Source organism: Staphylococcus sp. HMSC36A10 (assembly GCF_001838845.1).
GTDB lineage: Bacteria > Bacillota > Bacilli > Staphylococcales > Staphylococcaceae > Staphylococcus > Staphylococcus aureus.
Map to the genome: position 1 here is coordinate 115521 of NZ_KV839122.1, position 1251 is coordinate 116771.

Sequence of the window (1251 nt, forward strand, 5' to 3'; positions counted from 1 at the left end):
ACTATCTTGATCACCATATACTTTTGTAACTTTAGCACCTTTTAATAAATAAGCTACTTCATTTTAGCTAACTTCTCAGCTTCTTGAACCGCATCTTTAATACGTTCATCTGATTTTTTGCGTTCTCTAGCTATACGCTCTTTAATCAATTGTGATACTTCTTCTTGAGAAAATGTTTTCTCATTCTGTTGTGATTGTTCATCACTGTTGTCTAGTTGCTCTTCGTTCTGAGTTACGTCAGTAATATTACTTTCATTTTTCTCCATGAGACATACCTCCGTTTATAGTCTGTCGACTGATATTCCATACTTGCTTTTAAAATGTCATCAGCACGTTTTGGACAATAAAAATTAACCTTCACATTGGAAGGTTAAAAAAGTGTATAAAAATAGCACCACTTTCTCTTTATCTGTGTAGAAAGGATGCTATTTTTCTAATTTTTGTTCTTTATTCTTATTTTCTAATTCTATTGCTTTCTTGTATTCTTTATCCAATAATTCTTGTGACTGTTTATTAGTTATTTCACCATCTAACTGTGCAAAATACATTTTAATCACCTAACTTTATATATTATGTTACCACTATTATATAATCTCTTTAGAATCATATCAATATCCTTATGATTGAATTTTTTTATATTCTTATTTTTATTATATTTTTTAATACAATCAATACAAGTTGATTTGCAATATTCTTTTGTCTTAGTTAAGTACTTTGTTTGACCTTTATTTGTAACAATTGTCAGTGTTTTAATAGAATTATTAAATATAAATAAATACAAGTCTGTAAGAGAAAAACTAGACTGCCCAGGATGGTTATGTAACATAACAATTGAATTCGGTTTACTGTTAAATAATAATTCGGTTGCTTTTTCCCCTGGTACAAAGGATACACTATCTTGATCACCATATACTTTTGTAACTTTACCATCTTTTAATAAATAAGCTACTTCATTGCTATCATTATTTTCTTTGGCATCTTTAAGCAAGGCTTTATGTTGTTCTTGTATAAATTGATTTTCTTCTTTGGTATGTGTTGGAATATCAACATATCTGACTTTATCAATTGCTTGATCAGTAATATATATTTTCTTTCCTAATACTTTAGCTTGTTGTAATTCATCTTTAGTTGTGTCATCTTCTACTTGATATTTACCTTCACGCTCTTTAAAGAACTTGTCTCGCCAATTGCCGACATATGGCACTGTGGTACTTCTGCACCAAGGATGCATAGGTGGCGCATTCACACCTG

Annotated in this window: 3 protein-coding genes and 1 pseudogene; all 4 read right to left on the reverse strand. The window is 29.8% G+C overall.

From position 1 onward, the window contains the following. Positions 1 to 53: 53 nt before the first annotated feature. The gene (locus HMPREF3247_RS09680) at positions 54 to 266 is read right to left on the reverse strand and encodes a hypothetical protein (protein WP_001566611.1); all 213 of its coding nucleotides are present in this window, start codon (positions 264 to 266) and stop codon (positions 54 to 56) included. Next, positions 233 to 361 (reverse strand): hypothetical protein, encoded by a 129-nt coding sequence (locus HMPREF3247_RS09685; RefSeq protein WP_031866182.1) that lies wholly within the window; start codon positions 359 to 361, stop codon positions 233 to 235. Before HMPREF3247_RS09685 ends, HMPREF3247_RS09680 begins: the two co-directional genes overlap by 34 nt. Positions 362 to 425: 64 nt before the next feature. Continuing rightward, the gene (locus tag HMPREF3247_RS14980) at positions 426 to 548 is read right to left on the reverse strand and encodes a hypothetical protein (RefSeq protein ID WP_000273438.1); all 123 of its coding nucleotides are present in this window, start codon (positions 546 to 548) and stop codon (positions 426 to 428) included. A 5-nt stretch (positions 549 to 553) separates the two neighbouring features. Continuing rightward, a pseudogene (locus tag HMPREF3247_RS14845) lies at positions 554 to 1251 on the reverse strand (phage head morphogenesis protein); the annotation flags it as partial.

Bases quoted from the DNA above. Each gene is read 5' to 3' on its own strand.
- HMPREF3247_RS09680 (WP_001566611.1), bottom strand. From the start codon at position 266: ATGGAGAAAAATGAAAGTAATATTACTGACGTAACTCAGAACGAAGAG.
- HMPREF3247_RS14980 (WP_000273438.1), bottom strand. From the start codon at position 548: ATGTATTTTGCACAGTTAGATGGTGAAATAACTAATAAACAGTCACAA.